We start from the raw sequence: 24410 nt of genomic DNA, 5'->3' as shown, positions 1-24410 counted from the left end.
GAGGGCCTTTTTTATGCCATTTATAAACATGTTCTTCTTATAACTGCAGTACACTCGCTATATTTAACTTCTAAAAACGCTTCTATGAACCGAACAAGATTAAACCTGTCATTGTCCATTGTATTTCTTTTTCTTTTTGTTTCAACATTTGCACAACAGCTTACCGGTAAACTGCCTTTCGATACAAAGGTGAAAACAGGAAAGCTCGAAAACGGACTTACATTTTTCATCCGCCCCAACCAAAAGCCCGAAAAAAGAGTAGAGCTGCGTTTGGTTGTTAATGCCGGTGCTATTAATGAAGATGATGATCAGCTGGGGTTGGCACATATGATTGAACACATGGCCTTTAACGGCACAAAGAATTTTAAGAAGAATGATATCGTATCGTACCTGCAGGAAATTGGTGTGGGCTTTGGTAACGATCTCAATGCATACACAAGTTTCGACGAAACTGTGTACATTCTTCCCATACCAACCGATAAAGCAGGTAACCTTGAAAAAGGTTTTCAGATACTGGAAGACTGGGCGCACAATGTTTCCAACCTGAATGAAGATATTGATGGCGAACGTGATGTTATACTGGAAGAAAGCCGCCTGGGTAAAGGTGCCGATGAACGCATGTTCCGTAAAATATTACCCGGCTTGTTTGCAGGTTCGTTATATGCCGATCGTTTGCCGATTGGTAAAGACAGCATCATTAAAAACTTTAAGTACGATGTTATCCGCCGTTTTTATAAAGACTGGTACCGTCCCGATCTGATGGCAGTAATTGTGGTGGGCGATATTACTGTTGAACAGGCAGAAGCATTGATCCGCAAACATTTTGCCGGCATTAAAAATCCTGCAATGCCACGTGAGCGCAAGTATGCATCTGTACCTCCTTATGCTGCAAACGAAGTAATGGTACTTACCGATAAAGAAGCGTCATCGGCAGAAGTGTCTATCAACTATCCTGTTTTTAAAAGTGAAGCAACAACTACTGTTGCAGATTATCGTAACAGCATTATCCGTTCGTTGTTTACCCGTATGCTCAACCAGCGTTTGCAGGAGTTAACACAGAAAGAAAATCCACCGTTCAATTTTGCATCGGGTGGTTTTGGTTCGTATGCAAGAGGCTACGATGCATTTTCTATTTATGCAGGTGCAGGTACAAGCGATGTAAAGAAAACATTGCAGGCGTTGCTGGAAGAAGTTGAACGTGTAAAACGTTTTGGCTTTACTGCATCCGAACTGGAACGCAGCAAAAAAACAACAGAGAGTTATTACGAACGTGCTTACAACAACCGTGATAAAAATGAAAGTGCAAATTTTGTAGATGAATATGTGAACTATTTTCTCAAGAACGAACCTTCGCCTGGCATTGAATACGAATTTGCAAAAGTAAAAGAATTGTTACCCGGTATTACTATTGATGAAGTAAATGCATTGGTGAACAAATATGTGAAAGCTGTTGACAATCGCTTTACCTACATTACACAACCCGAACCAAAAGCAGGGGAGAAACTGCCGGAAACAAAAGAGTTGCTTGCTTATTTTTCTGCAGCTGAAAAAGCAGAGATCAAGCCTTACGAAGATAAAGCCGTTGCATCTACACTCATCGAAACAAAACCTGTTGCAGGCAAGGTAACAGCAACAAAGAAAGATGCAAAGCTGGGTACAACCGAATTAACACTCAGCAACGGTATTAAAGTAACCTTAAAGCCAACCGATTTTAAAGCCGATCAGGTATTGATGTCGTCAGTTCGTCCCGGTGGTAAAAATCATTATGGCGCTGCGGATAAATACAATGCCGAATATGCGGTGCAGGTTGTACAGTCGATGGGAGTGGGAGCATTTTCACCAACCGATCTGCGCAAGGTACTTGCAGGCAAAACGGTGCAGGTGAATCCATACATCAACAATGCAAGTGAAGGTGTGCGTGGTAATTCAACAGTGAAAGACATTGAAACGTTGTTCCAGTTAATATGGTTGTATTTTACAAACCCACGTGTTGATACAAGTTTGTTTAAATCGTTTGTGCAACGCAACCGTTCGCAATATGCCATGATGAGTGCAAATCCGCAGTTTGCATTTGTTGATACATTGTACAGTGTGTTGTACAACAACGATCCATTGGCGCCTGTTGCTTTACCCAAGGCCGAGAACTTTAATAAGATTGATCTGAAGCGTGCGGTTGAAATTTATAAAGAACGTTTCAGCGATGCGGGCAGTATGGAATTTGTGTTTGTTGGAAGTTTTAAAGAAGCAGAAATCATTCCGTTGATTGAACAATACATCGGCAGCTTGCCAACAACAACAAAGAAGTTTACAGCGGTTGATAACAAAGTGCGTACGGTTAAAGGCAAAAAAGAAATGACGGTGAAAAAAGGTACAGATGAACGTAGTTTGATTGTTCAGTTTCATTCGGGTGAAGTGCCATATAGCCAGGATCTGGAAATGAAAGCACAGGCTGCAACGGAAGTGCTCAACATACGTATCATTGAAGAGTTGCGTGAAAAGATTGGGGGTATTTATGGTGGTGGTATTTATGGTGGGTTGGAGCGTGAGCCGTATAACAATTATTCGTTTGCTGTGCAGTTACCTTGCGGACCTGAAAAAGCAGATACATTATTAAAAGCGGTGAACAGGGAGATCAAAGACATAGCTGTAAAAGGTCCATCGCAAAAGAATCTTGATAAAGTAAAACAGCAATGGCGTGAGCAGCACAAAATTGATCTGAAAGAAAATGAAGATTGGTTAACTGCACTTACCGAAAGTAAATTTCCGGGTAACAATATCGATTACTTTATCAATTACGAAAAGTATGTTGACAAGCTTACGGTAAAAGATGTTCAGCTTGCTGCTGCAAAATTGCTCAATGGTCCGAATGTGTTTACTGCTATTCAGATGCCGGAAAATTATGTGCCGGGCGAAGAAAAGAAAACAGCCGAACGTGCCAATACTATTCTGCAGACCATTGAAATTGATAAACCCGAGATCAAGATTGAGTTATTTGATAATGGCGAAATTGATGGCGACAGTGTAACCGTTTATTTCAACAGTTATCCGGTACTCAGTAAAAAGCAATTAAACACACAGGCCATTGTACTGAATGTAAAGGCGCTGAAAGGCAGAAAGAATACATTGGTGATGTTTGCAGAGAACCTCGGCAAAACGCCTCCTAACACAGCTTTAATGCGTGTTACAGCGGGAGGTAAAGTGTACAACATTACTGTTGAGAGCGACACGAAGAAAAACGGAACAATTGTGTTTAAGTGGAAGGAATGAGAGGATGAGTAATGAATGATGAGTTATCAGAATGGTTATCCCTCCCTGGAGGGGCGGCAACATCTAAAACTTTCTACATAACAGAAAGGGTGGGTAAAAGAAGAGGCCGATGCATCGCATCGGCCTCTTCTTTTTATGAATGATGTTTGTTGAAACCCTGTCGGCGGCTTACAGCCCCGACGGCGGTTGAAGTGAAATTTGGTTGTCACCAAGGTCGAATCTCGACTCTCACCTTCGCAGAGCTACGGAGAGCAGGTCGCTCGATTCTTCCGTCCGCCCTTCGGTCCTGAGCGGAGCCGAAGGACGCTCAGGATTAAATCACTTCCACATTCCTTTCAACAAACGCAGTAAGATCTGCACCTTTCAACATGCCTTGCGCAAGCAATGCCAAATCAAAAGCCTGCTTTGCAATAGCTGTTTGCTGTGCTTCATCGGCCGATAAAATTTTGCTGATGATCTTATGGTTTGCATTCACCGCAACTTTGTAGTTGTCGGGCATGTTACCATAAAAGCCCATCATTCCGCCGCCGCCCATTTTGCTCATCTCTTTCATACGACGCATCCATTCTTCCATGGTAATGGTTACGGGCATCGCTTCTGCAGGCAAGCTTTCAATCTCCACTTTCATTGCAGCATTGTTGATGGCTTTTTCAAACACTGCTTTCAGTTTTGTTTGTTCATCATCTGTAAGCTGGTGTTTTTCTGCATCGGCTTTTTCAATCAGCTTATCCAGCACATCCGCATCTACACGCTTCATACGTGTTTTGTCGAGTTTCATTTCCAGGTGCTGAATAAAGTGCGTATCGATAGGTGAGTTCATCAGCAACACATCGTAATTCTTTTTTGTTGCAGCCTGTACAAAACTGTGATGATGTTCGGCATCAGCCGTATAGAGGTAAACAAGATTGCCATCCTTGTCAGTTTGGAAATCTTTCACCTTTGCGTTGTATTCCTCAATGGTGTAATGCTCGTTGCTGGTATTGGTGAGCAACAAAAAGTCTTTTGCTTTATCGTAGAACTTTTCGTCGGAAATGGCACCGTACTTTACAAACAAACCAATGTCGCTCCATTTTTCTTCATAACCCTTGCGGTCTTTTTTAAACAGCTCGCTCAACTTATCAGCAACTTTACGGCTGATGTAGCTGTTGATCTTTTTTACATTGCTGTCGGCCTGCAAAAACGAACGGCTTACATTCAACGGAATATCCGGCGAATCAATTACACCATGCAGCAACAATAAAAATTCAGGAACAATATCTTTTACTTCATCGGTAATAAATACCTGGCGGCTGAAGAGCTTGATCTTGTTTTTCTGTACTTCAAAATCATTTTTCAGTTTAGGAAAGTAGAGTACACCGGTAAGGTTAAACGGATAATCTACATTGAGATGAATCCAGAACAAAGGCTCTTCGCTGAAGGGATAGAGCTCACGGTAGAAATCAAGATAATCTTCATCTTTCAGTTCGCTGGGTGCTTTTGTCCAGATAGGGTTGGTGTTGTTGATGATGTTATCAACTGTAACCGATTTGTATTTTGTTTTGCCTTCTTCATCAACACCATCTTCCACACTTTCTTCTTTTGTACCAAACTGCACAGCCACCGGCAAAAATTTCGCATATTTATCGAGGATGCTGCCAATGCGTTGCTCTTCTAAAAACTCTTCCGATTCGCTGTTGATGTAAAGAATAATATCGGTACCACGTTCGGTGCGGCTGCCATCTGTAATTTCAAATTCTGTACTGCCATCGCAGGTCCATTTTGCAGGCGTTGCTCCATCCTGGTACGAGAGTGTTTGAATTTCTACTTTCTCTGCCACCATAAATGCAGAATAGAAACCTAAACCAAAACGGCCAATGATCTCATTCGCATCTTTTGCTTCTTTAAATTTTTCCATGAACTCAGTAGCATCTGAGAACGCAACCTGGTTGATGTATTTTTTAATTTCATCAGCCGTCATACCAATCCCGTTGTCGGAAATGGTGAGTGTTTTGGCAGCTGCATCAACCGACACGTTTACTTTCAGTTCGCCTGTTTCTTTACCGTAGTGGCCAAGACTTGCAAGACGCTTTAATTTCTGCGAAGCATCCACTGCATTGCTCACTAATTCACGCAGAAAAATTTCATGATCGGAGTATAAAAACTTTTTAATAATGGGGAAGATATTCTCCGTGTTGATCGAAATGGTTCCTTTTTCCTGTATCATATACGTTTAGATATGGTTTTTTAACTGCTTTCTCTTCTCAATTGCTGTTCCAAACAGTGGTTATTTGCCACATTGACAGCACCCGACAGCCAGATAGTTTGCCAACAAAATCATTTTTGGCACTGACTTTGAAAACACTAACCCATAAATTGGTTTTTATGAAAAAACTTATCATGGCTGTTCTGCTTGTATGTGGAGTAGTTACAGCAGAAAAAACATCGGCACAGGTAAATGTCAATATCGGCTTACAGCCCGGATGGGGACCCACAGGTTACGATTATGTAGACTATTATTATCTCCCCGATATTGAAACCTATTACTATGTACCGAAGAAGCAATTTATTTATCTCAATAATGGTCGCTGGATTTATTCGGCAGGCTTACCATCACGCTATCGTACATACAACCTGTACAACGGTTACAAGGTGGTTTTAAATACGCCTAAACCTTACTTGCAGCATGCCACATACAAAGTGAAATATGCAAAGTATAAGGGCAATAACGGCAAACAGGTTGCATTAGGTAAAAACAAAGTAAAAACAGCGTCGTACGCACCTGGTGCAGGTAAAGCAAAAGCCGGTAAGCCCGGTGGTGGCGGAGGTACAAGTAAAGGAAAAGGTAAAAACAAACATTTATAGGTTTACAGATGGTTCAACAGTTGGTGGTTTAAAAACAAAGCCCTCTCTTTCGGGAGGGCTTTCTGTTTGTGTATGAAATAGTTTAGTTAAGCGTAACATCGTAAAAATTCCAGCAACCTTCTGTACAGTTTCCTTCACGTACTGTAATACGTTTTGTATCGTCGGGTATACGTTCAAAAAACACAAAAAAAGTTACAGCGCCTTTTGGTTGATAACTGTAACTGTTAAACCCTCCAAAGCCATACTGCCCGAGCAGATTGTACACTTTCCCGTCTTGATCGGTTATGCTGAAGGCATGTTCGTTACCCGGCGGATTGAGTGTGAAATTTTGTGCTGTGGATTCAAGATTCTTTGCTGTAAAACGTAACACCGTATAACGTGCAGTGTTGAAAGCTGTATCCAGTTTAATATACTTACTGGTTGATGCCATACTGCCTGCCAGTTTAAACATCTTTTGAATACGTGGCACCATATAGTCCCATTCTGTACCTACGGTTGATAAAGAGCTGTCGCCCCACGACCATGATCTTTCAGGAAACTTTGCCTGTTCAATACGGTTGATGAAAAACACATCGTGTGCAGCTGCAATAAACGGCGATATATAAAACAGGTTTATCGAGTGCGTGGTAGTGCCACGCAGGCTGCTGTTGCTTTCAATTACCGAAACACTGGCATTTTTACTGCCGAGGATCATCGATTTTTTGCGGTTGCTGTTTTCATTCAGCGGTTCCCAATTGCCCGATGCATTTTTTTTGAAGATGGTAATGTTGTTCGTTTCAACTTTTACATATTCATCTTTTGAACGAAGGAACTGCCATTCGCCTTCAAGTGTACCACTGGAGTACGTTTGCGAAAAAGTAAGCTGCACTGATAAACAAAGAAATGCAGCCAGAATAAATGTTTGTTTCATATACAGATTTTGTGATTTGAGGAAATGCGAAAATAAAGGTTCATTACTTTTCAGCAATACCTACAATGCAGTAATTTAACTGTAAAAAAAGATGAACAGCGATGCAGGTAAATGGATCATAGTGGCAGGAGTGCTGATTGTTTTGGTTGGTGTAGTTGTTTATTTCTTTCACGATAAACTACATTGGATAGGCCGGTTGCCCGGCGATATCCGTATAGAAAAGGAAAACTTCCGCTTTTATTTTCCGCTTACAACAATGATTTTGGTAAGTGTGCTGCTCAACATTGTTATACGTGTTGTAAAACGTTTTACAGAATGATGAATGAACTGCAACAAATGCTCGATGCTTGCAACTTGCCTGCAATGAAAGTACAACAGGTTACAGGTGGGGATATTAATGAAGCTTATCTTTTGTACAATCATGAACAACGCATTTTCTTAAAACTGAATGATGCAATGCGGTATCCTGAAATGTTTGTACGTGAAGCAGAAGGGTTAAATGCATTAAGAGCCGCAGAGGCATTTCATGTGCCCGAAATAATTGCAACAGGTGTAACCGGTACAAAACAATTTCTGTTGTTGCAATGGATCGAACGTACACAACCGGCACTGCAGTATTGGGATGTTATGGGGAAACAGCTGGCTGCATTGCATTTGCAAAAGCAACCAATGGCCGGTTGGAAAAACGATAATTACATTGGCAGTTTACAACAAAAGAATACGGAGCAGAACAACTGGCCTTTGTTTTATGCAGAGCAACGTATACTTCCTTTAGCAACGAAATTGTGTAACAGCGGAGCGTTTACAGCCAAACAAATGCAGCATACAGAACAGCTTTGTAACCGGATTGCAGCTATTTTTCCCAATGAACCACAAAGTTTGCTGCATGGCGATTTATGGAGCGGTAATCATTTCCCCAATGAAAAAGGGCTTCCCGTGCTTATAGATCCTGCTGTTTACTGTGGTCATAGAGAAATGGATATTGGTATGAGCTGTTTGTTTGGTGGTTTTGATAAACGTTTTTACGAGGTGTACAATTACTGGTATCCGCTTGAAACCCTTTGGCAGCAAAGGTTACAGCTTACACAGCTTTATCCTTTGTTAGTGCATGCGGTATTGTTTAGCGGCAGTTATATACAGGAAGCGGCAGCAATTTTGGCCCGTTTCGGACAATAAAAACGGTATGTAAAAAACAACGATTTCCCCAATGAAAACACAGCTTATTCACATTCTGAAAAACCTTTTTTTGAGAATGATTGCTGAATATAAATTTTGTCCTAAATTCATTCTGTTAACAATTACTATTACCCATTTTTATTCTAAAATTTAAAACAAATGGCAACAAAAAAGAAAGCCGCTCCTAAAAAAGCCGCAAAGAAAGCTGCTCCTAAGAAAGCCGCTCCTAAAAAAGCTGTAAAGAAAGCTGCTCCTAAAAAAGCCGCTCCTAAGAAAGCTGCTCCTAAAAAAGCTGCAAAGAAAGCTGCTCCTAAAAAGAAGTCAGCTCGTAAGCCAAATGCTGCATTTATGAAAGCGCTTACTCCAAGTGCTGATCTGGCTGCAGTAATCGGTAACAAGCCTGTACCACGTACAGAAGCTGTTAAAAAAATCTGGGCTTACATTAAAGCAAATAAATTACAGGATGCTAAAAACAAACGCATGATCAATGCAGATGCTAAACTGAAGCCGGTATTCGGTGGTAAAGGTCAGGCATCAATGTTTGAAATGGCGAAGTTCCTGAACAAGCATTTAAGTTAATCAACAGATTCCTGATAGACGAAAGGGCATCCATTGGGTGCCCTTTTTATTTGCAACAGTTTTTACTGCTACTGTGTTTCTCCTTTATTTTGCGGCATGAATGAATGGCTGCTTTATACGCTTGTTTGTGTTGGTGCCATGTTTGCCGGGTTTATTGATGCGGTGGTAGGTGGTGGCGGACTGATACAGGTACCTCTGTTGATGATCTTGTTTCCCGAACTTTCGCATGTACAGGTAATTGCGAGCAATCGTTTTGCATCGGTGGCAGGCACATCGGTTGCAGCCTATCAATACATTACTAAAATAGGGGTTGATACAAGTGTGGTGCTTGTAACAGGTACAATGGCTGCTGTAACATCGTTCAGCGGAACATTTGTAATGGAGATGATAAAGCCCGAAGTATTTAAACCACTGTTGTTATGCATCATTATTGTGCTGGCAGTTTATACGTTTGTAAAAAAAGATTTTGGTGCGGTACATGCTGTTAAGTACACTGGCAAACAATTTATGTTTGTATGTGCAGGCATTGGTGCGGTAATTGGTTTTTACAATGGATTTATTGGTCCCGGTACAGGCAGCTTGCTGGTGTTTGCATTTGTAAGTGTTGCCGGGCTTAATTTCTTACATGCATCGGCATCATCAAAAATTGTAAATGCCATTGCCGATGTTGCATCGCTTATCGGCTTTCTTTTAAATGGTGCCGTGGTATTTAAAATTGCGTTGCCTATGATGGGTTGCAATATGCTCGGCGCTTATATTGGCAGTAAAGCAGCCATCCTCAAAGGGAATGTATTTATCCGTTATGTTTTTCTGTTGGTGATTGGCATACTTATTCTCCGGTTGGGAAGAGATGTTTTTTTTCACGCTCCTTCATAAACAACAAAAGCTTCCTGTAAGAAGCTTTTGTTGAAAATCACTGAAAGCAGTTCACTCAGAATCGCTTTGTTATTTATCGGATTTAGCTTTTGATTTAGCAGTTGCTATCTCTTTCATTTTTTCAATTGAGCTTGTATTGAATGGGTATTTTTCCAACGCCATCTTGTAATATTTTTCAGCATTATCCATATCGCCTAAAATGAAATAGTATTCACCAAACGAATCGTAAGGGTTGCAACCATCGGGGTATAGCGCAATGTATTTTTCAAAATGTTGTTTAGCTTTTTCGTTGTCTTTCTTTTCCTGCAGATACATATACCCGAGTATATTATGTATTGGAGCCGATTCGGGAAACTTCTTTACATATTCTTCTGCAGCAGTAAATTGCTCAGCAGGCGTTGGCCGTGTTAAAACATAATAAAATCCAATGAAGCCGCCGTCGGGAAACATGTTATAAAGATCGGCCCATGTTTTTTGGTTGTCGGCCTGTTTGTTTCCGGGCGTTGCAAGTTTTACAAACAGCTGTTCCCCGGCAGTTTTACCCACAGCGCTTGCTATTGCACGTTCTGCAAATTTTTTCTTCGTTTCGCCATTCGTTAGGAACGACATAAGTGTAAGTACAACTGTAAAATTGGAATCAGCTTCCAGTGCAAGCCCGAAATTGTGATAGGCTTGTGCAAATTCAATGTTCATCATATGCGAAGCTCCTTTTCTTGCATAGGATTTTGCCTGTTCGGAAGAAGAAGTCCACGTCATTTGTTTTTTCTGTGCCAGGCCGTCGGCAGTTAAGCATAACATAAAGAGAATAGCCAGGCAGGCAGTTAATGTTTGTTTCATACAACTGTTCTTTGGAGGTTAAAAGATGATTTGATTTTGGGTGGGAGTAAACAGCAGTCTGGAAGAGCCGGAAGAAATGTAAAGGGAAACAAATAAGGTACAACAAATGAATGCATTTGCAAATGACCGTTGTCAGTTGCTGTTTTTTTGTTGTATTTAATTGAGCTCCCGGTTAGTTTATTATTGCATTGTAAGGGCCAAAAGCAAACAAGCCCTTCGGGTGTATAACCTGAAGGGCTTGTTTAAACTTGTATTGGTTTTTATGCCTGTTTAGGCGCATCGGCACCTGCACTTACTTCGGCCCATGTTTCTATATCGTGTTTCAGTTCTTCCACTTTAGCACGTGCACCTTTTAATGCGGCAGCGCCTAACAGTAAACGCAGCGGAGGATTTTCTGTTTCTGTAATCATGATCATTGACTTTGCAGCAAGCACCGGATCGCCGGGTTGGTTACCACTGTAACCACGGATATCACCTTTGTTTTTTCCTGCAGTAGTTGCATAATCGGCAATAACCGTAGAACTGTCTTTTGCACTGCGGCCGGCCCAATCGGTGCGGAAGCCACTTGGTGCAATAATGGTTACTTTAATGCCCAACGGAGCCACTTCTTTGCTCAAGGCTTCGCTTAAACCATCTACGGCATACTTTGTTGCATTATAAAATCCAACGCCGGGAAACGAACGTAAACCGCCAATAGAGGAGATGTTGAGAATGTGACCAGTCTTACGGCCACGCATATGCGGTAAAACCTCCTGCGTCATCTTTGCCAGGCCAAATACATTGATCTCGAACATGCGACGTACTTCTGTTTCTTCACTTTCTTCAACAGCGCCAAAATAACCAATGCCTGCATTGTTCACCAGCACATCAATCTGCCCGAATTTGCTGACGGTTGCTGCAACAGCTTCTTTGATTTGTACTACATCCGTAACATCAAGTTTTACTGCAAGAGCAGTATCTGTATAGTTGGCAACAATATCTGCAACATCGTTTGTATTGCGTGCAGCAACAGCTACACAATAACCTTGTGCCAACGCTTCAATTGCCAGCGAACGGCCAAAGCCGGTTGAGCAACCTGTAATAAGCCAAACTTTTTTCATCTCGCTTTTTTTTATGTTTTATCGGTTGTTTAAAATTATATCAGCAGTTGCTGTCATCAACAGCACAAGCTGCATTGTCTGCTGCAAGTACAGTTACAGGTTGTTCTTCTTCCCACACTTTCTGTAACACATCGGCAAATACTGCTGTTGCCTGTGCGCCCGATACAGCATATTTGTTATTGAAGACAAAGAAAGGTACGCCACGAACGCCGATCTGTTGTGCACGCAGCTGATCTTCGTGTACATCTTGTGTAAACTGTTCGCTTGCTAAAGCAGCTGTAACCGCTTCTGCAGAAATGCCTGCTGCAGTTGCTGCCTCTGTTAATGCTGTTTGATCGTTGATGTTTTTTCCTTCGGTGAAGTATGCTTTTAACAACGCTTCTTTTACTTCGTTCTGCACATTGTGCTCTTTTGCCAGGTGCAGTAACCGGTGTGCAGTAAACGTATTGCCGATGATGGCTTTCTCCAATTGAAATTCCAATCCTGCTGCTGCTGCAGTTGTTGTTACATACGCATTCATGCGTTTGGCTTCTTCTTCGCTTACGCCTTTCCGTTGTGCCAGGTATTGGTTAAGACTGGTACCGGGCGCAGGTGCAGCGTCAGGATCTAACTGAAAACTGCGCCATACAATTTCTACATTTTCTTTTTGATCGAATTGATGCAATGCTTCCTCAAAACGTCGTTTGCCGATATAACAGAACGGACAAACAACATCGCTCCAGATTTCTACTGTCATGCTTTTTAAAATTTGCTGCAAGTTACGGGCAAGTGCTGCAAGCGAATGAAGTGCAGAAGAGGAAATAACAAAGTGGTGACAAAGGGGTGGGGTAAAATCTCGGTTGAAAAGTAATACTAAAGCTTCGCAAATCCTTTTCTCAATGCTTCCAAATAAAGTCCTACACGGCTCCGTACCTGAAATTCTTGTCAGCCGAGGGGCGCATAGCGGCCCCCGGAATTTATATGTTCGATGAAATTACATCAACATCAAGTGTCTTGTCCTGTTTATCTCTGTAACAGGAGCGTCTTTCTTTTCTTCGGATGACTTAAAAAATCAGGTACGGGATTTTTCCCGTATTCCTTTGCGCTTTTTCTCCTTTTATCACAAAGAAGTGTTATGCAGTTTTGATGCAGGCTAGGAACAGGCTAAGTAAGAATTGTAGGCATGTATGAGGGTTAATATTATATGGGTTAGTGCGTATTCATTTCAAACTACCTGGTTCTTTTTGCAGTGAAAATTTAAATTCAATAAAAAATAATGAATAAAAACGCATTTATAATTACTAATGCTGTGCTTGCTATTTCAGCACTTATACTTTGGTTGAAAGATGAAAAGGCAGTTAGTGTTTTTTTGATTTCAATCCTATTGTTGTTTTTCATTTTTTGGATTTTAGTGAGAGTAGTTTTTAGGGTAAAATATACTTACGGTATTTCCGACATTTTTATAGGTGACGAAGGCGGATTTAGTTTATCAAGGTTGCAGGCTGTTGTATGGGCATTTATAATAATTGCTTATCAGTTGTCTGTTGCAATAGCCTTAGGTGTAAATCAAATGCCAAATGCAATGTATTATTACGAGCTGACTTTTTCAGAGGAAACGTTATTCTTATTGGGGCTGAGTTTAGGTAGCTATATTTCTGTAAAAGGAATAACTGTTGATAAAATTAACAAACATCCTGAGTTAATTAAACATCGCAAGCCTAAGTTTTCTGACATAATTATTGGAGATAATGGCATTGATTTTAGCCGGGTGCAAATGTTAATATGGACTGTAATTGCCCTGTTTGTTTTTAGTACAAAAGTAGTCTACTTCATAAACGAAATTATAGGTGTGACGGATCCCAGTCAATTTAAAGTGCTATTCAATAGTAATGTAGACCAGTTTTTAGAGTTTAAAAAAGATGGGAATGAAACAACTAAAGGGCATCTCCCATATTTGCCCTGGTCTTTTTTAGTGCTGATGGGGCTAAGCCAAGGAGCATACATTGGCAAAAAACTCATACCAACATTTAAGTTAGACGATTTAAAGTTGAACAAAGAAGAAGAGCTCAGAATTACGATAAGCAGTTTAAACACAAAAAAAGCGTTGCTCTCAAATATTTTAACAAAGACAGCCGCAAACAATATATCAGAAATTGACAGAAAAAATATAGCAAACCTTGAAAATGAAATTGCTGCGGCCCAGAAGAAAGTTGAAGAATTGAACAAAGAAATGCAATTAATACAAGAATATAAGAAATAAAACATGGGAAAGAAAACTGCTGTTCTTGTTGGCTTGGGTGACTATTATTCGGAACGGGCTACCGGCTACTCTTCATTGCCCTTTGTTTACCAAAACCTAAGTGATTTGGTTGATATTTTAACGACTTATAAATGGACAGTTTATACGCCGATTGTTGATTCAGCAGCCACTGAAAAGAATATTTTCGATTCAGCAATTGAAAAAATTGGCTCGCTTGAAAGCGATGGATGGTTTCTGTTCTATTACACCGGGCACGGGGCGCTAAAAACAGACAGCGAAATGTACCTGGTTAATTCTGCGGAAAATTTCAGGTATGATTTAGTATTGCCAATCAATGATTTTATTTTTAATTATGAATATACTAAGCTAACGGAATTCTTTCGCTCAAAATGCCCGGATGGGCATATGATTACAATTGTTGATTGTTGCCATGCATATGGCTTAATAACAGACTTTCAAACTCAGCAAAGCTTTCATACAATTATAGCTGCTTCGCAAAAAGAAGAACAGGCATATTATGCAGACAATAGTTTTTTCTTTAAAGCCCTAAAACAAACACTGCTACAAACAAACGAATTTCAACAGATAAAAGATAGTATTGAAATCATCCTTCCAAGAATGTATCGGTTCAGTAATTGTGTGATACATATTGCTGATAATTTCCAAAACTCACAATTATAAACTTTAAAACATGAAACAAAAACTACTTACTTCATTACTTTTTGCCGGCTTCTTTTTTTCAATTAGAGGGTTTGCGCAGGAAAACCAAAACACTAATATTAAGCAAAGTGTTTCAGGAATTACAAAAGAAACTGTAGATAAAATTTTACCTGTTCTTGAAAAGCAAAAAAAAGAAGACCTTATAGCCTTATTAAAGGGCTTGTTAAAAGACGGTGGCTCGGGGTTTAAAGATGTGACAACGGTAAAAGGCTTAGAAGGCTTTTGTAAAGAAATTTACAGAAGTGATAATGATAATATTTTTACAGAAATCGAGAATAACGAAAACATTGCGATCGTTTTTTTATACCGTAACATAACAATTGTTGTACAAGATATAGCTGCAACAGCCACTACACCAGCTACTAAAGTTAATAACTTGAAAATAGATTTTGAGTCATTAAATACAATTTATCTCCACAAAGACAAGTCGACTAATAAATGGTCTAACTATTTATTAGAAACAAAAAAAGTGTATGTTTTTATGCTTGATCTTGAAGACAAATGGTACCAGGCTTTTGAAAAAAATAATTTTGAAAAGAAATTTTCAAATTCAGGTGTGGACATAAATTATAAGACCAGTTTCTTCAAACAGAGTTTCAAGGATTTGGCTTCTGTATATAGTGCGGTAGGTGCAATGGGAGGGGGGGCTTCTGCAAAATCTAGTGAAATCAGTTTCAAACTTACAATGATTGAAATTGATCCCAAACGAGTAAAGGCTCCCTGCGATATTGTTGTAAAAAATAAGTCGTTCAAAGAGGATTTTAAAATTGCAGTACACGAACGCAACTTTGTTAGCTTCCAGGTTGGGTTGGCTAACAATAAATTTAGTGCGAATAATTTTTCTATAGCCAATAACAACCTTGTAGTTAAGCCGAATGCTACACAAAAAGAGGAATGGAAAAGTAATTTAACTGCTCTGATTGCATTTCATCCATTTGGAAGGGATATTGATAATTTCAATCCGATCTGGAAGTCGATCTTTGCAAGAAACGCAGATATAGAAAATAAAAATAAGCGTGCAGCCAAATGGTTTTACAACAATCTTTTTTCCCGTATTGGTATTTACGGCGGCGTTAAGATCTCAAAAGATCCGCTAGCAGGATTAACTGCCGGATTTAATTATGCACTAACAAAAGAATTTTCAGTGAATGTTGGCTGGACATGGACGAATGAAGTTATACCACAGGTAACAGAGATCGGTACTATCACTTCTTTGCCCGATGCGTTGAAATATGCAAAGAGAGATTATTCAGGACCCAAATTTTCATGGGGGCTGACATTTGCACCTTCATCTGTCATTAGTATGTTAGGACTAAAAGATAAAAAGGAAAATTAGCAAGTGACAGATGTTTATTCCTTTGAACTAATTTTAAAGAATAATACGGGTTAAAAAAAGCGACTCCGGCAGGAGTCGCTTTTTTTAAATACATGTTGAAACAGGATTATTAAACCTGCCAGGTTTTTTCCCACCTCATCTTTTCTTCCCATACCCCGCCGCATCCTCTGCCGCCATGCTCAATGCCTGCGCTACCTGCTCATACGCATCTGCTACACATATCTGCCCGTTCATAAGCATGGGCAGCAGCCAATCTCTGATTTAGAAAAGTTTTTAAAGTCGATAAGTTTAATGCTGGAGGTTGCAGTGAGAGATTTATAAAACTCTCTCCCTAAATCGTCGTAATCCAGCTTTAATGAAATTTCTTCGAGGTGGCGTTCGAGTTCGGTTGCTGAAATGCCGGGGTTTATTCTGCTCAGGCTATTCAGAAAAATGTGTTTAAAGATGTTGGCTTCTTCCTACCGCAGTTGGTGATCTTTCCTGGAAAGATAGCTGTAGCCCAACCGGGTAAGATGCAACAAAGCCGGGATTTTTACTCTTGAGTCTTCATTAAAGGCCTTGATGTTTCGTAAGTCAGATTGGGGTTTGTAAATAATGCCTGAAAGTATGAAAACTTGTTGACTGAATGGAGGTGAAGATTGGGCTTTGATAATTATTCAGGTCGCTCAGGCGTCAGGCGGGACACACTTCATCTGTGATCCTAAAAAGCCTCTTTTGCAAGAGGCTGAGTTATGAACTTCATAAGTTGTGTTAGAAGATTAGCAACGGCCGGTTCGGTTTACAATTTTGGGTTGTTATACAAAGATGGATAGATGATAGAATGTTGAAAAGGGTAAAGCATGAAAGTAAATACGGGAATTTTCCCGTGTGCTATCTTAACTGTTATGCTGATATTGACGGACAATCATCACTTCAACTCAAAATCATTTATTATGGCAAAAGAAAAAATGACACTGAAAACCTACGAATGGGAAAGTACAAAAGGCAGACTTAAAAAAAAGCCTGTTGCCAAGAATTATGACATGCCACATACCGAAGAGAATAATGGTACAAGTAATGTAAAATCTTATGGCATGCCCATAACGGTAAACGCCTACCAGGAAATGGTTAAAAAATTTAAGGATGAGGCGGCACCAGATCTTTCTGTTTTCAGTAAGCTGTTGCAGGTTACATTCAGTAAATCATCCATCATGCGGGTTTTAAGCCAGGAAGGATGTGAATATGTCAGCATTATGCAGGCGATGACCGAAGAGGAGCTTGAAGATGGTTCTAAAAAGAAAAAAGTAACTTTTGTATTGCAAGGATTGAATGCATTCAGGACGCCTGTTAAAGAGGATCTACTATTAAAAACAAATGAAGAGGATGGCAGTGAACGAATACACCGTGATGACGATCCTATAATTGAAGAAAGAGGAAATGGGGAAGAAGAGCCTGAACCTTTCAAATCACTAACAGGAGATAAAATAAAATCTCAAAGTCTTTCAGATTTTATGAAGGATTTATTTACAGCGATTGCAAAAAGGTAAAATGAATGTTGGTTTACATCTATTATTTTCTGATGTTGGTTTGCTTTGCCACCGGATTGTTTTATTTAAAATATACTTATATAAAACTTCTTGTGGCATTGCTTTCCTTTTCTATTATAACTGAAATTGCGGTAGAGATCATTGGAAAGGAAACAAACGGCTATTATTTTCTCTACCACTTTTTTATCATTATTGAATACATCTTCATCACACTCATTTTAAAACGATGGATCACGAATAAGTGGGTGCAAAAAATAATGATGATTTCTTTATTTGTATTTTGTTTTGCATCGCTACTCATTTCCCTGTTTGTGCAGGATTTCTCATTCTTTCCAAGCATTAATGCAAACATTGAAGGGATGCTGATCATTACCTGGTGTATTATTTCGTTTTTCTCTATTGTTCCGCTGGAGAATACAGCGATATATCAATTGCCTGTCTTTTGGGTTACGCTTGCCTTCTTTATTTATTTTGCCGGCACGCTTGGTATTAACGGTGTTTATAATCACCTGCTTTCGCAGGAAGCGGCAACCGCAAAAAAGATATACGGCATCTTTAATTCAGTTTCAAATTACGTTTTGTATATTTTGCTGACAATAGGTATACTATGCCACAACCAGGACCGGAAATACTCAGCGCTGCTATAGTTGTTTCATTCATTATACTAATGCTGTCGATTGTTGTGATTTTTGTAATGGTCAATTATAAAAAAAAGCAACAAATACACCTACATGAAAAAGCACTTATGAAAGAAGAATTTGAGAAGCAGTTTTTAAAATCGCAGTTCGAAGTACAGGAACAAACATTTCAGCAAATAGGGAAAGAACTGCACGATAATGTAGGGCAGTTGCTCAGCACTTCCCGTATGCTGATTGGTTTAACCGAACGTGAATTGCAGAATCCTCCTGATACTTTACTTACAGCTAACGCCACATTGGGGCAAGCGATCAACGAAATACGTTCATTGGCAAAATCGCTGGATAAGGAATGGCTGGAGCGTTTTAGTTTTTCGGAAAATATTCAAACCATGATCGAGCGTATTAATGCGGCAAAAGATATTGTTGTGGAATATATACAGTCGGTTGAGCTTCCTCTGCGAAGCGATGAACAGATCATCCTGTTCCGCATTGTACAGGAAGCTATTCAGAATGCAGTGAAACATGCGGGACCGACAAACATGCGCATTGCAGTTGAAGCAAATGAGAATATTTATCTGATAACAGTAAGTGATAACGGTAGGGGTTTTGATGTAGGTTCTGTTTCAAAAAGTATGGGACTTGCCAATATGGAGCATCGGGTGCAATTGTTGCAAGGTACTATCCATTTTAATTCTATTGCTGAGGGTGGCACTACCGTCGCCATTCGGTTACCTTTAAAAACAGAAGAACCATGAAAATAACCGTAGGTCTTGTAGATGATCATCAATTATTTTTAAAATCGCTCCGGCTGATGTTGGAAAGTTTTAAAGAATATGAAGTAGTGGTTGAAGCGCTGAATGGTGAGGATTTAAAAAGCAAACTAAAAACAAGTGGGAGTGTCCCCGACCTGATGCTGGTTGATGTAAACATGCCCGTAATGGATGGTGTTGCTACCAGCAAATGGTTGAGCGAACAGTATCCTGCTATGAAATTGATTGCTCTTTCAATGAACGATACTGATACCGCAATTATCGATATGGTAAAAGCCGGTTGTTGTGCTTATTTGTTAAAGGATACGCATCCTACAGAGTTGGAGAAAGCGTTGCAGGAAGTATTGTTGAAGGGATATTACAATGCTGATGCAGGTAATATTAATTTTCGCCGTTTATTATTAAAGTCGAACGAGCCGCCTGTTGTTGTGCTGACTGAAAAAGAAAAAATCTTTCTGTCATATGCCTGCAGTGAGCTTACCTACAAACAAATTGCTGCAGAAATGAATTTAAGCGAACGTACCATTGATGGTTACCGTGAAGCATTGTTTCAAAAATTTCATGTACAAAGCAGGGTTGGGCTTTGCCTGGAAGCATTGCGTAAAGGGTTTGCAAAATTGTAATTCTTTTAGATAATCAGTTATACAGTTACCTTTCAGGTGTGCCGCCAACGGTGGCTGGTTACGTCTGACGGCTGCCGCCGTACCGACGAGTGTTCTTCATCTGCGTTCCTCTGTGTTCATCCGTGGCTACTTTCTTCTCCGTGTCATTCGTGCAATTCGTAGTTCTGTTTATGTGTTGTACAGTCACCTGTCAGGTGAGCAGACAACAGTAGATTACTTCCCTTTTCCAAACTTCCAGGCAATTAAATTGTTAAAACACAGCTCTCTATTTTACAAGTATTTAGTGCAGTATTTGTGTAACAATTCCGCCTTATACTATGCAGCTTTCTTTCACAGTACAGCACTGGCCTCATATTTGAAACAGACTGTGTATAAAACATCCATTATGGCACAGCAAAACGAAATAAAAAAGAAAACGACAGAGGAAGAATCTGCTATCATAAAACCAGACCCGGAAACATTACACAAAACAGATCCGCAGGATAATATGAAAGGGCCTATCTCTTCGTTGGTGAATGGTGTAAAAGAAGTGGTGGAAGAAAATGATAAAGTGTCAAAAGAAGAAGCAACGAAGAAACGGGATGAGCATATGTAAAACTGGTTACAGGTTACGGGTTTCATGTTACAGGTAGGTCTCTGCGATTTCTGTTACACCGTGTGGTTTTTTTCTGCGTGGGATTGATATCTCATCAATTACGCAAGCGGAGAAAGGTACGTACTGTCATCTGTGACATCCGTGAGCAATTAAAGCTACTTTGCAATAAACGCATCGTACAAACAATTGATGGTTGAACGCATCACTGTATTCATGCCATCAGTATACGTTCCATTGCAACCATTGGTAATTACAACAAAACCAAATTCTTCTTTCGGGTTAAAGAACATCGCACTGAAAAGTCCGTATGCAGAACCGGTATGACCTTTCATTGTTTTTCCCTTGATCAGATTTTCAGTTGTCATGATCGCTAAACCATATCCTTCCTTGTCGGAAAGTTTGGTTTGCATTTGCTTTGCACTTTTCTTGCTGATGATTTTTGTTTTTTTATAACGGCCAAGCTGCATGTGCATGGTCATGTATGTTGCAAGATCGGTTGCTGAAATTTTCATGCCACCTGTTGGTGAAAAAATTGGCGTGCTGTAACCCATTTTATAATTGCGTATTTCTTCACTGCGTGGAGCATAGGCGCCGGGTGCTGCTGTAAACTTATCTTCTTTGCTGTTGTATTCGTAAATCGTTGCAAAGCGTGTTTTGTCTAACGAGTCTACACAATAGCCTGCGTACAAGCCAAGCGGATCGAGTACATGATGTTTTACATATTGATCGAAACGTTCGCCGGAAATAATTTCGATCATCGTGCCGATCATATTGAAGTTAAGATTACAATACTGGTAATCTGTTCCCGGTTCGTATGCATTGTAACATTTTTTCCAATCAGGATTTTTCTCCGGGTTAATGGCATCCAATGTAAAATAACCCTGGCTGTCGTTAATACTAGAGCGATGCGATAACAGCATCTTTAGTGTAATAACTGTTTGAGGAAACGTTGGATTACGTACAGTAAAGCCGAGCAGTTTGCTTACATCATCATCCAGTGAAAGTTTTTTTGCTTCAACTAGCTGCATGATTGATGTTGCAGAAAACGATTTTGAAATAGAAGCAATACGGAAGATATTTTCATCTGTTAAAGCCGTATTGCTTTCTACATCTTTTAAACCAAATGAATGGGTATAAATGATCTTCCCTTTTTTAACAACCGCAACCGAAAGCCCGATCACTTTGTTCTCTTCCATAATTGTTTTTATACCTGCTTCGGCTTTATCGGTCTGTGCATTGCTGCAGAGCGATGATAAAAGCAAAACAAATAAGAACAAACAGTATGAAAGTAGACGCATCATGTGTTGGCTTGGTGTTGAATGAATAAATGCTGATTCGTTCAGTTGGTTACATCATTCTTACAAACGTCTGATCCAGATATTACGGAACTGTGTTTTGCAGCTATGATCCTGTAACGAAATAACATCTTCGCCATGTGCGTTAGGATAATTGTGTAAACCGATATACAGTGTTAAACCTGAAATGGTTGCATTGTTCTGTACAACAACGCCATTGTGCAAAACGGTAATTCTTGCAGGCGCATCTAATTCTCCTGTTGGTTTAAAGCGTGGGGCAGTATAAATAATATCATAAGTATTCCATTCAAGCGGACTCCTTGTTACATTCACTAATGGCGCCTGGTCTTTGTATACACTTCCTGCCTGTCCGTTGCGGTAGGTTCTGTTGTTGTAAGAATCGAGCACCTGCAGCTCGTAACGGTTTTGAAAAAAGATACCACTGTTGCCACGGTTTTGTCCGCCGGCTTCTACAGTATCGGGCGCACTCCATTCAATATGTAATTGGCAATCGCCAAATGAAAGTTTTGTTTCTATACCACCACTGCCGGGCACTACTTCCATGTAGTCGTTGTTCACAATTTTCCATGCAGCCGGTTTTGTTTTGTCTTTCTGGCTCACCCATTGGTTTAGATTTTTACCATCGAACAATACAATGGCATCCGATGGTGCTTCACTGTCTTTTTTACCGGGAGTAATGGTTTTTACTTCGGGGTTCCAGATCTCTGTCATTTCCGGCCTCATGGCCATGGGAGATGTTGCTGGTGGCGTGCTTACATAAGGTTTTTGTTGAGCTTTAAGTAAGGACGAAGGCAATAACAGAACTGCCGATAGAATGAGCGATGAAAAAACTGGTTTCATGTTTACTGCAATTATTAAATAAATAACGGGTTCTTGAGAATTTAAAAGTATTGAAATCCCCACGAATTGACAGGAATGTTTCTTGTTCTGTTAAAAATTCAGCAATCGAGTTCTTGTGCCTGCGTAGTACGAATGGCGGCTATCATCAGTATAAACTACTATTCTTTGGAGAAAGTGATGCTGTGTAGGCCTGCCCGTTTGCAGATATAGTAATTTTACGTCAGTTTAATCCAGTATTCAAATTTCAATAATTCTCACTATGAAACGTGCTTCATCTTATAACGATGTTGTTAAGCACAACGTATTAACGGGCTTTAACCGGTTTGTTTATTTGGCACTGATTGCTATTGCAATTAATATCGTTGATAGTATTCAGTCCGGTTACGCTGAATACTATGATGTTTATGTACTGAGCGTTACTTCTCTTTTGCTGGTTGGCTCGTTGGTTTTGCATAGCAGGGGCTTTAAATTGCTGGCGAAGGTTATTTCGTTAATGGCGTTCAATATTGCTTTTTTTCTTATTTCTCTTGAACTGGGAATAAGGAGTGCAGTTTATCTGTATTATTTCCCGCTTATACTCGTTTACATTTACCTGTTTCGTACCGAAGGAAGAAAAAAATATGTACTCCTGTTTTCGGGGATTACAATATTATTTTTGCTTTTATCATTGATTTTGGCGGATGATAATTTTCAGTTTCCTGCCGATCGTTTGCACGAAGCGAAACGCACCTTTTATCTTTCCTTCTTTCTTTCCTTTACATTAACGGTTTATTATTTTATTCTCATTTACAATTACCAGGAAAGACTGTACAGTCGCATTTTGGTGCTGGAGAACAGACGCCGTAAACAGGAGTTACGTTCGGTCATTGAAAAACAGGAAACCGATAACCAGAATATTGTTTACGCATTGCGTGATAATATTAATCAAACACTTGCAGCAATAAAAATGTACCAGGGCGAAGCAATGCAGCAACAACACAATAAAGCTTTGCTGGAAAAAAGTTATATGCTTACCGATGAAGCGATGGTGATGTTTCGAAATTGTGTATGCAGTTACACCCCGCTGTAATTGCAGATATAGGGCTGATAGAAGGAGTTAAAGATTATCTGGCTTCTGTACAAAGTTTATACAAGGTTCGAATACATTTTGCTTGTAACGAACCAATGATTGAACATATTTCTTTGCAGGATAAACTGTCTGTTTTTCGAATCATACAGGATTATCTTGATATTACACTGCAGCATTCCGCAGCTGTAACCATAAAGGCAGAGATCCTGTATAAGCCGGGAAAAATTACCATTCGTTTATCGCAGAACGATCTGCAGTTTCGTTTTCTGCAGCAACAGAAAGCAACTGTGCAAAACAGCATCAGCAACCGTGTATCTTATTACAACGGAAATATTGAACAATTGGTAAAAGGTGAAATGGAAACAGTTGCAATGCATCTACGGCTTTCCTGAAACCCAAAGGGAATGCTTTAAAGCAGCAGCAACAGCAAACTGCTTTTGATTCATAATTTTATTTCGTCTCGTCCTTAAAAAATGTTTCGCCTTTTATGAGCCAGGAATAACCGAATGCAAGTAACGCAACTGTTTCTAAAGCGTAGATCGGTTTTAAATGTTTTAAAGCTTTGTACCACGATGGTATTACGCCAATAACTGCAATGCCTGCAATGCTCACAAGTATAACTATGCCACAAGCAATATAAATTCTGTTGCGGATAAGCTTGTTGCCTTTTACATCTCCATGACGGCTTGTTTTTGTAAAAAGAAAAAGACAGAAATAGGCAAATGTAAGAAACAGTAATACGGATGCTCCATAGTGCATAGCATTGGCAAATGCATTTTCCACTTTTGCCATGCGTGAACAATCGATGGGAGCAAAGTTGTTGTAATCGGTAGGGAACATTGCCACAAATGCTGCAAACAAACCGGCGAGCTTGGCTGCCCATTTATCTTTATTGTCGTAGCCATTATACGAAAACAGAAATAACGAAACGCCACATAATACACCAACAAATACATTGCCCATTTTGGTGTAAAAGAAATGACTGATGCTGGGCGGAAATTTGCAATTACCTTCTATAACAAAAAAGCCAAGCATCAATACAAAGGGCAGTGCCATACCCATAATGCCTACGGTTTTTCGTAAGGTAAGGTAGGAAATGAGATAGCGATCGTTGGGGTTGGAGCTATTCATCTGTTGTAATGTTTATTTGTT

24 protein-coding genes are annotated in these 24410 nt (G+C 39.8%); 16 read left to right on the top strand and 8 right to left on the bottom strand.

The genetic code is table 11. From position 1 onward, the window contains the following. Positions 1 to 84 precede the first annotated feature (84 nt). Positions 85 to 3267, top strand: a complete 3183-nt coding sequence (locus tag ESA94_RS05150) for a M16 family metallopeptidase (RefSeq protein ID WP_129129769.1) — start codon at positions 85 to 87, stop codon at positions 3265 to 3267. Between the two features lie 313 nt (positions 3268 to 3580). Here the strand turns inward: ESA94_RS05150 and htpG are convergent, their stop codons facing one another. Beyond that, on the bottom strand, positions 3581 to 5470 hold the full coding sequence (gene htpG, locus ESA94_RS05145) for a molecular chaperone HtpG (protein WP_205755908.1): 1890 nt from the start codon (positions 5468 to 5470) through the stop codon (positions 3581 to 3583). A 158-nt stretch (positions 5471 to 5628) separates the two neighbouring features. Between htpG and ESA94_RS05140 the strand changes: the two genes are divergently transcribed. Next, complete coding sequence (locus tag ESA94_RS05140; protein ID WP_129129768.1) at positions 5629 to 6108, top strand: hypothetical protein; 480 nt, start codon at positions 5629 to 5631, stop codon at positions 6106 to 6108. Between the two features lie 82 nt (positions 6109 to 6190). Here the strand turns inward: ESA94_RS05140 and ESA94_RS05135 are convergent, their stop codons facing one another. Then, a complete protein-coding gene (locus ESA94_RS05135; RefSeq protein WP_129129767.1) occupies positions 6191 to 7018 on the bottom strand; it encodes a hypothetical protein in 828 nt (275 codons plus the stop codon). Between the two features lie 91 nt (positions 7019 to 7109). Here ESA94_RS05135 and ESA94_RS05130 point away from each other — a divergent pair, with 91 nt between their 5' ends. The 4 genes from ESA94_RS05130 to ESA94_RS05115 all read left to right on the top strand — a co-directional run bounded on the left by ESA94_RS05130 (position 7110) and on the right by ESA94_RS05115 (position 9649). Beyond that, the gene (locus ESA94_RS05130) at positions 7110 to 7337 is read left to right on the top strand and encodes a DUF2905 domain-containing protein (protein ID WP_129129766.1); all 228 of its coding nucleotides are present in this window, start codon (positions 7110 to 7112) and stop codon (positions 7335 to 7337) included. Next, on the top strand, positions 7334 to 8194 hold the full coding sequence (locus tag ESA94_RS05125) for a fructosamine kinase family protein (RefSeq protein WP_129129765.1): 861 nt from the start codon (positions 7334 to 7336) through the stop codon (positions 8192 to 8194). Before ESA94_RS05130 ends, ESA94_RS05125 begins: the two co-directional genes overlap by 4 nt. A 159-nt stretch (positions 8195 to 8353) precedes the next feature. Next, positions 8354 to 8773 carry an SWIB/MDM2 domain-containing protein gene (locus tag ESA94_RS05120; RefSeq protein ID WP_129129764.1) on the top strand — a complete coding sequence of 140 codons (420 nt, stop codon included), beginning with the start codon at positions 8354 to 8356 and terminating at the stop codon, positions 8771 to 8773. Positions 8774 to 8869: 96 nt separating this feature from the next. Further along, positions 8870 to 9649, top strand: a complete 780-nt coding sequence (locus tag ESA94_RS05115) for a sulfite exporter TauE/SafE family protein (protein WP_129129763.1) — start codon at positions 8870 to 8872, stop codon at positions 9647 to 9649. Positions 9650 to 9718: 69 nt separating this feature from the next. On the opposite strand, the gene ESA94_RS05110 is transcribed toward ESA94_RS05115, so the two are convergent. From ESA94_RS05110 to ESA94_RS05100, 3 genes are all read right to left on the bottom strand, one after another. After that, positions 9719 to 10486, bottom strand: a complete 768-nt coding sequence (locus tag ESA94_RS05110; protein WP_129129762.1) for a tetratricopeptide repeat protein — start codon at positions 10484 to 10486, stop codon at positions 9719 to 9721. Positions 10487 to 10746: 260 nt separating this feature from the next. Continuing rightward, a complete protein-coding gene (locus ESA94_RS05105; protein ID WP_129129761.1) occupies positions 10747 to 11586 on the bottom strand; it encodes an oxidoreductase in 840 nt (279 codons plus the stop codon). A gap of 40 nt (positions 11587 to 11626) precedes the next feature. After that, positions 11627 to 12322: a DsbA family oxidoreductase gene (locus ESA94_RS05100; protein ID WP_129129760.1), complete on the bottom strand. Its 696-nt coding sequence runs from the start codon at positions 12320 to 12322 to the stop codon at positions 11627 to 11629. A gap of 519 nt (positions 12323 to 12841) precedes the next feature. On the opposite strand from ESA94_RS05100, the gene ESA94_RS05095 reads away from it, so the two are divergent. The 8 genes from ESA94_RS05095 (at position 12842) to ESA94_RS05060 (ending at position 20033) form a co-directional block, all read left to right on the top strand. Next, positions 12842 to 13825, top strand: coding sequence for a hypothetical protein (locus ESA94_RS05095; RefSeq protein WP_129129759.1), 984 nt, complete (start codon positions 12842 to 12844; stop codon positions 13823 to 13825). A 3-nt stretch (positions 13826 to 13828) separates the two neighbouring features. Next, positions 13829 to 14506: a caspase family protein gene (locus tag ESA94_RS05090; protein ID WP_129129758.1), complete on the top strand. Its 678-nt coding sequence runs from the start codon at positions 13829 to 13831 to the stop codon at positions 14504 to 14506. 10 nt (positions 14507 to 14516) lie between these two features. Further along, the gene (locus ESA94_RS05085; RefSeq protein WP_129129757.1) at positions 14517 to 15881 is read left to right on the top strand and encodes a hypothetical protein; all 1365 of its coding nucleotides are present in this window, start codon (positions 14517 to 14519) and stop codon (positions 15879 to 15881) included. Positions 15882 to 16813: 932 nt separating this feature from the next. Further along, positions 16814 to 17407: a hypothetical protein gene (locus ESA94_RS05080; RefSeq protein WP_129129756.1), complete on the top strand. Its 594-nt coding sequence runs from the start codon at positions 16814 to 16816 to the stop codon at positions 17405 to 17407. A gap of 92 nt (positions 17408 to 17499) precedes the next feature. Then, positions 17500 to 18054: a hypothetical protein gene (locus ESA94_RS05075; RefSeq protein ID WP_129129755.1), complete on the top strand. Its 555-nt coding sequence runs from the start codon at positions 17500 to 17502 to the stop codon at positions 18052 to 18054. 98 nt (positions 18055 to 18152) lie between these two features. Continuing rightward, the gene (locus tag ESA94_RS05070) at positions 18153 to 18800 is read left to right on the top strand and encodes a sensor histidine kinase (protein ID WP_164972656.1); all 648 of its coding nucleotides are present in this window, start codon (positions 18153 to 18155) and stop codon (positions 18798 to 18800) included. Further along, entirely contained in the window at positions 18797 to 19438 is a 642-nt protein-coding gene (locus ESA94_RS05065; protein ID WP_129129753.1) for a response regulator transcription factor, read from the top strand. The genes ESA94_RS05070 and ESA94_RS05065 overlap by 4 nt, the downstream gene beginning before the upstream one ends. A 385-nt stretch (positions 19439 to 19823) precedes the next feature. Continuing rightward, positions 19824 to 20033 (top strand): hypothetical protein, encoded by a 210-nt coding sequence (locus ESA94_RS05060; RefSeq protein WP_240670990.1) that lies wholly within the window; start codon positions 19824 to 19826, stop codon positions 20031 to 20033. Positions 20034 to 20188: 155 nt separating this feature from the next. Here the strand turns inward: ESA94_RS05060 and ESA94_RS05055 are convergent, their stop codons facing one another. Then, entirely contained in the window at positions 20189 to 21334 is a 1146-nt protein-coding gene (locus tag ESA94_RS05055; RefSeq protein WP_240670989.1) for a serine hydrolase domain-containing protein, read from the bottom strand. 57 nt (positions 21335 to 21391) lie between these two features. Next, complete coding sequence (locus ESA94_RS05050) at positions 21392 to 22189, bottom strand: 3-keto-disaccharide hydrolase (protein ID WP_129129752.1); 798 nt, start codon at positions 22187 to 22189, stop codon at positions 21392 to 21394. A 259-nt stretch (positions 22190 to 22448) separates the two neighbouring features. On the opposite strand from ESA94_RS05050, the gene ESA94_RS05045 reads away from it, so the two are divergent. Next, a complete protein-coding gene (locus ESA94_RS05045) occupies positions 22449 to 23258 on the top strand; it encodes a hypothetical protein (RefSeq protein ID WP_129129751.1) in 810 nt (269 codons plus the stop codon). Then, positions 23237 to 23650, top strand: coding sequence for a hypothetical protein (locus ESA94_RS05040; protein ID WP_129129750.1), 414 nt, complete (start codon positions 23237 to 23239; stop codon positions 23648 to 23650). The genes ESA94_RS05045 and ESA94_RS05040 overlap by 22 nt, the downstream gene beginning before the upstream one ends. Positions 23651 to 23708: 58 nt before the next feature. On the opposite strand, the gene ESA94_RS05035 is transcribed toward ESA94_RS05040, so the two are convergent. Then, positions 23709 to 24389, bottom strand: coding sequence for a hypothetical protein (locus ESA94_RS05035; protein WP_129129749.1), 681 nt, complete (start codon positions 24387 to 24389; stop codon positions 23709 to 23711). Positions 24390 to 24410 lie beyond the last annotated feature (21 nt).

This window comes from Lacibacter luteus, assembly GCF_004118265.1.
Lineage (GTDB): Bacteria > Bacteroidota > Bacteroidia > Chitinophagales > Chitinophagaceae > Lacibacter > Lacibacter luteus.
This window is presented reverse-complemented; position numbering and strand designations above follow the sequence as displayed.

What these genes read in the sequence shown, in the direction of transcription:
- ESA94_RS05150 (WP_129129769.1), top strand. Translation starts at nt 85, where the DNA reads ATGAACCGAACAAGATTAAACCTGTCATTGTCCATTGTATTTCTTTTT.
- ESA94_RS05040 (WP_129129750.1), top strand. Translation starts at nt 23,237, where the DNA reads ATGCAGTTACACCCCGCTGTAATTGCAGATATAGGGCTGATAGAAGGA.
- ESA94_RS05115 (WP_129129763.1), top strand. Translation starts at nt 8,870, where the DNA reads ATGAATGAATGGCTGCTTTATACGCTTGTTTGTGTTGGTGCCATGTTT.
- ESA94_RS05095 (WP_129129759.1), top strand. Translation starts at nt 12,842, where the DNA reads ATGAATAAAAACGCATTTATAATTACTAATGCTGTGCTTGCTATTTCA.
- ESA94_RS05080 (WP_129129756.1), top strand. Translation starts at nt 16,814, where the DNA reads ATGGCAAAAGAAAAAATGACACTGAAAACCTACGAATGGGAAAGTACA.
- htpG (WP_205755908.1), bottom strand. Translation starts at nt 5,470, where the DNA reads ATGATACAGGAAAAAGGAACCATTTCGATCAACACGGAGAATATCTTC.
- ESA94_RS05050 (WP_129129752.1), bottom strand. Translation starts at nt 22,189, where the DNA reads ATGAAACCAGTTTTTTCATCGCTCATTCTATCGGCAGTTCTGTTATTG.
- ESA94_RS05130 (WP_129129766.1), top strand. Translation starts at nt 7,110, where the DNA reads ATGAACAGCGATGCAGGTAAATGGATCATAGTGGCAGGAGTGCTGATT.
- ESA94_RS05035 (WP_129129749.1), bottom strand. Translation starts at nt 24,389, where the DNA reads ATGAATAGCTCCAACCCCAACGATCGCTATCTCATTTCCTACCTTACC.
- ESA94_RS05085 (WP_129129757.1), top strand. Translation starts at nt 14,517, where the DNA reads ATGAAACAAAAACTACTTACTTCATTACTTTTTGCCGGCTTCTTTTTT.
- ESA94_RS05125 (WP_129129765.1), top strand. Translation starts at nt 7,334, where the DNA reads ATGATGAATGAACTGCAACAAATGCTCGATGCTTGCAACTTGCCTGCA.
- ESA94_RS05060 (WP_240670990.1), top strand. Translation starts at nt 19,824, where the DNA reads ATGGCACAGCAAAACGAAATAAAAAAGAAAACGACAGAGGAAGAATCT.
- ESA94_RS05090 (WP_129129758.1), top strand. Translation starts at nt 13,829, where the DNA reads ATGGGAAAGAAAACTGCTGTTCTTGTTGGCTTGGGTGACTATTATTCG.
- ESA94_RS05140 (WP_129129768.1), top strand. Translation starts at nt 5,629, where the DNA reads ATGAAAAAACTTATCATGGCTGTTCTGCTTGTATGTGGAGTAGTTACA.
- ESA94_RS05120 (WP_129129764.1), top strand. Translation starts at nt 8,354, where the DNA reads ATGGCAACAAAAAAGAAAGCCGCTCCTAAAAAAGCCGCAAAGAAAGCT.
- ESA94_RS05055 (WP_240670989.1), bottom strand. Translation starts at nt 21,334, where the DNA reads ATGATGCGTCTACTTTCATACTGTTTGTTCTTATTTGTTTTGCTTTTA.
- ESA94_RS05065 (WP_129129753.1), top strand. Translation starts at nt 18,797, where the DNA reads ATGAAAATAACCGTAGGTCTTGTAGATGATCATCAATTATTTTTAAAA.
- ESA94_RS05105 (WP_129129761.1), bottom strand. Translation starts at nt 11,586, where the DNA reads ATGAAAAAAGTTTGGCTTATTACAGGTTGCTCAACCGGCTTTGGCCGT.
- ESA94_RS05110 (WP_129129762.1), bottom strand. Translation starts at nt 10,486, where the DNA reads ATGAAACAAACATTAACTGCCTGCCTGGCTATTCTCTTTATGTTATGC.
- ESA94_RS05100 (WP_129129760.1), bottom strand. Translation starts at nt 12,322, where the DNA reads ATGACAGTAGAAATCTGGAGCGATGTTGTTTGTCCGTTCTGTTATATC.
- ESA94_RS05045 (WP_129129751.1), top strand. Translation starts at nt 22,449, where the DNA reads ATGAAACGTGCTTCATCTTATAACGATGTTGTTAAGCACAACGTATTA.
- ESA94_RS05135 (WP_129129767.1), bottom strand. Translation starts at nt 7,018, where the DNA reads ATGAAACAAACATTTATTCTGGCTGCATTTCTTTGTTTATCAGTGCAG.
- ESA94_RS05070 (WP_164972656.1), top strand. Translation starts at nt 18,153, where the DNA reads ATGAAAGAAGAATTTGAGAAGCAGTTTTTAAAATCGCAGTTCGAAGTA.